The organism is Alienimonas chondri (genome assembly GCF_013036045.1).
GTDB lineage: Bacteria > Planctomycetota > Planctomycetia > Planctomycetales > Planctomycetaceae > Alienimonas > Alienimonas chondri.
On the sequence record NZ_WTPX01000290.1, the window covers coordinates 1 to 2,644 of the forward strand.

General features: G+C 73.2%; 1 protein-coding gene and 1 pseudogene. Both read right to left on the minus strand.

Annotated features, from left to right (window positions below; genetic code table 11):
- Window positions 1-533, minus strand: a pseudogene (locus LzC2_RS21070) (hypothetical protein); the annotation flags it as partial.
- Window positions 534-684: 151 nt separating this feature from the next.
- The gene (locus LzC2_RS21075; protein ID WP_171189992.1) at window positions 685-2,550 is read right to left on the minus strand and encodes a vWA domain-containing protein; all 1,866 of its coding nucleotides are present in this window, start codon (window positions 2,548-2,550) and stop codon (window positions 685-687) included.
- Window positions 2,551-2,644: the final 94 nt, after the last annotated feature.

Here is a 2,644-nt window from a genome sequence, read left to right on the forward strand (position 1 = left end):
GCCGCGCGTCGTCCGATCGTTTCGAACCTCACGGTCGCCGGCTGCGCCGACAGCCGACGCTCGCGCGTCGGGCTGGGCGGCGGCAACAGCTTCGCCGGACGCACGGTCGCCATCCGCTTCGCCACGTCCCCCTGCAACAAGGCGCGAAACGCCGGCGAGTCGTGCACGGACGCCGGGTCGTCCGCGGCCAGTTCGACCGCCGACAGCAGCCGTTCGCGAACCGCAGGGTCGGCGTCCTCGATCGCTGCGGCGACGGCCGCCCGCCCGGCCGGTCCCCCTCGGCGAAGGACGCCGAACCGCCCGAGGCACGCGATCAGCCCGGCGATCACGGCGCCCGCGTAGGCCGCGGCGCTCAGCAGCCAGCGGGTCGAATCGCTCAGCAGCCAGTACCAGTCGATCAGCGCGACCGCGGCGAGGCCCACCAGCAGCGCGGTGATCGCGGCGCAGACCGCGCGAAACGCCACCAGCCGACCGCGGCGACGGCGATAGGCGTCCAGCTTGCGGGCGACGGCCGGGTCGAGGGCGAGGTTCATGCCGGTTCCGAACAGAACGAACGGGGACCACGGGGGACATACCAGCCCGACGCGCGAGCGTCGGCTGTCGGCGCAGCCGGCGACCGTGAGGTTCGAAACGATCGGACGACGCACGGCCGACGCTTGCGCGTCGGGCTGGTAGGGACACCGATCATAAGAGGCCGGCCCGTTTGCGGAGCATCCATTCGAGCGTCAACGGAATCAGCACCGCGAAGAACCACCAGTAACTCTCCCACAGCGGGGTCTCCGACCGGATCACCCGGCCGTCCGACAGCGGGGCGAGCAACTCCGCGAGCCGGCCGATCTCCTCTTCCCGCAACAGCGTCCCGCCGGAGGCGTCCGCCATCGCGGCGAGCAACGCCCGATTGGCGCTGGTCTCCGTGGACTCCGCGGTCACGGGCGGTTCGACGGTGAACTCCGTGCGGGCCTTCAACGCCCCCGCGGCGAACCCGGCGGCCCGGATCGAGACGTCATGTGCGCCCGGTTCCAGCGGTCCGGTCGCCCCGCGATAGCGGCCGGGCACCTCCGGGTCTTCGGTCAGCGGGACCGTGCCGACCACCCGGCCGTCGCGGGTCAGCACGGCGTCGACCACCACGCCGGTCGCGGGCGTGCCGTCCGGTCGTTTGAGCTCGGCCCGCACCGGGGCGGAGGAACCCGGAGCATGCCGCACGGCGCCGGTGTCCAGCGCCAGCAGTTCGTCCCGCACCGCGTACGGACGGGGCATGATCGCCCCGGCGAACTGATTCCACAGCCGTTGATGGAAGGCGTCCGCGGCGCGATACCGCCAGCGCCACGATTCATCGAAGGCGAGGTACAGCACCCGCCCGGCGCCGAACGGGCGGGAGACGATCGCCGGGTGCGCCCCGTCCGCGCGCGCCCCGCCCGCGGTGCCGCCCTCGGGGATCGCGTCGAGCCACACCTCCGCCCCGGGCAACGCCTCGGCGGCGATCAGCGTTTGCGGCGCCTTGAGTTCCCGCCAGAACGTCTCGTCCGCGGCCTCGTCGCCCATGACGCTCAGGGCCCCGGTCGCGTTTCCGGCGGTGGTCGGCCGCAGGGCCTTCATCGGAACCGGCAGCGGTTCGCCCCGTTCGACCGGCAGCAAGTCGGTGAGCACGGGGCTGGGCAGTTCGCTCAGCACGTCGCGGCGACCGTCGATGAAGACCAGCCCGCCGCCGCGGACGGCGACGAACTCCCGCAGCCAGCCGTGTTCGGCCTCGGTCAGCAGCGCCAGCGGCAGTTCGCCATAGACGATCAGGTCGTAGCCCAGCAGGCCGGCCCGGCTGTCGGGGAAGACGCCCTCGCCCGCGTCGTCCCGCTCGCCGGCGGGGCCGCGGGGCAACACGGCGGGTTCGCCGTCGGAGTCGGCGGGCACGATCACCGTATCCACCTCCCACCGGGGATCGCGGGAGAGAGCGTTCCGCAGGTAGCGCGTCTCCCAGCGGGGGCGGCCGTCCAGCAGCAACGCCTTGCGGGCGACGAGGTTCGCGGCGAGCCGCAGCGGGCGTTGGTTGTTCTCCGCATCCACCTCGCCCGGCAGGGGGGAGAGCCGGACCTTCAGATCGAGCGACACGACCGAGCGATCCACGTCGGACTCCCCGCGGGAGTCAACGCCTGCCGGATTGTCTCTCAAGACGGAGTCCGCGACTCCCGGGAGGTCCGTCGTGAGCGGTTCGACGTCGAACTCGAACGGCACCCGGCGGTCGCCGGCGCCGGTGGTGGTGAGCTCTTTGCGCCACACGACGGTCTCGCCCACCGTTCCCCCGGCGCCCTGCGAGACGATCTCCGCCGTGAACCGCGTGCCGGCGGGGGCGGTGTCGCGGAGGGTGAACGTGCCGCGGACGCGGTCGGTTTTGAACACGAGGTCCGGCGCCGTCACGTCGATCATGGCGAGGTCCGCGGCCGGCTCCTCCGCTCCGAACACCACGGGGAACACCGCGACGCCCGCTTCGCCCAGCGCCCGGGCCGCTTCGGTCGGCGAGGGGCCGGCGTTGTGGCGACCGTCCGTCAGCAGCACCACCGCGGCTCGCGGCCCGGGCGCTGGGCGAAGCGGGCGTCGCGGTGTTCCCCGTGGTGTTCGGAGCGGAGGAGCCGGCCGCGGACCTCGCCATGAT